The sequence below is a fragment of the Arthrobacter sp. NPDC080086 genome, from assembly GCF_040702285.1.
This window is the reverse complement of sequence record NZ_JBFBKP010000167.1, coordinates 1-1,725: the sequence shown is the minus strand read 5'-3', so window position 1 is coordinate 1,725 and position 1,725 is coordinate 1. Positions and strand designations below refer to the sequence as shown.

At 63.7% G+C, this 1,725-nt stretch carries 1 pseudogene; it reads left to right on the top strand.

The features are described from left to right. Positions 1-125 precede the first annotated feature (125 nt). Positions 126-1,725 (top strand): annotated as a pseudogene (locus AB0305_RS23065) (DNA-directed RNA polymerase subunit beta'); the annotation flags it as partial.

Sequence of the window (1,725 nt, the reverse complement as noted above, 5' to 3'; positions counted from 1 at the left end):
TTCCTTTGTAGTGGTTTAGCTGGGAGTCCACGCCGGCGGGCTTGCCGCCCGCCGTCGTGGACGACCTCCCTCTTCCCGTAACCCAAGACTTCAGAATTTAGAGAACAAGAGAGAACAGGGACCATATGTCCAGCGAATCCTCCTTCGGCCTCATGCAGATCGGCCTCGCCACCGCGGAAGACATCCGCGGCTGGTCTTACGGCGAGGTTAAGAAGCCGGAAACCATCAACTACCGCACGCTCAAGCCCGAGAAGGACGGCCTCTTCTGCGAGAAGATCTTCGGCCCGTCCCGCGACTGGGAGTGCTACTGCGGTAAGTACAAGCGCGTGCGCTTCAAGGGCATCATCTGCGAGCGGTGTGGCGTTGAGGTCACCCGCGCCAAGGTCCGCCGTGAGCGCATGGGCCACATCGAGCTGGCCGCCCCGGTCACGCACATCTGGTACTTCAAGGGTGTTCCGTCCCGCCTGGGCTACCTCCTTGACCTGGCTCCGAAGGACCTCGAAAAGGTCATCTACTTCGCCGCCTACATGATCACCAGCGTCGACACCGATGCCCGCCACGAGGAACTGCCCAACCTGCAGGTTGAGCACGACATCGAAAAGAAGCAGCTGATCGACAACCGCGACGCCGACATCGCCGCGATCGCCCGCGACCTCGAAGGCGAAATCGCACGCCTCGAGGGCGAAGGCGCGAAGGCTGCCGACAAGAAGAAGGCCCGCGACTCCGCCGACCGCCAGATGGCGAACGTGCGCAAGCGTGCCGACGCCGACATCGAGCGACTCGAGCAGGTCTGGGACCGGTTCAAGAACCTCAAGGTCGCCGACCTCGAAGGCGACGAGGGCCTCTACCGCGAACTGCGTGACCGCTACGGCATGTTCTTCGAGGGCTCCATGGGCGCCGAAGCCATCAAGAAGCGTCTCGAGAGCTTCGACATGCAGGCCGAGTCCGACCTGCTGCGCGACATCATCGCCAACGGCAAGGGCCAGCGCAAGACCCGCGCCCTCAAGCGCCTTAAGGTCGTCAACGCGTTCCTGACCACCAACAACAGCCCCTTGGGCATGGTGCTGGACGCCGTCCCGGTGATCCCGCCGGAACTGCGCCCGATGGTCCAGCTGGACGGTGGCCGCTTCGCGACCTCCGACCTCAACGACCTGTACCGCCGCGTGATCAACCGCAACAACCGCCTCAAGCGGCTCCTGGACCTCGGTGCCCCCGAGATCATCGTCAACAACGAAAAGCGCATGCTTCAGGAAGCCGTTGACAGCCTGTTCGACAACGGCCGCCGCGGCCGTCCGGTCACCGGACCGGGCAACCGCCCGCTGAAGTCCCTGAGCGACATGCTCAAGGGCAAGCAGGGTCGGTTCCGTCAGAACCTCCTCGGCAAGCGCGTCGACTACTCCGGCCGTTCGGTCATCGTCGTCGGCCCGCAGCTGAAGCTGCACCAGTGCGGCCTGCCCAAGCAGATGGCGCTGGAGCTCTTCAAGCCGTTCGTGATGAAGCGCCTGGTCGATCTCAACCACGCCCAGAACATCAAGTCGGCCAAGCGCATGGTCGAGCGTTACCGTCCGCAGGTCTGGGACGTTCTCGAAGAGATCATCACCGAGCACCCGGTGCTGCTGAACCGTGCACCTACCCTGCACCGTCTCGGCATCCAGGCGTTCGAACCGCAGCTCGTCGAAGGCAAGGCCATCCAGCTTCACCCGCTGGTGTGTGGCGCCTTCAACG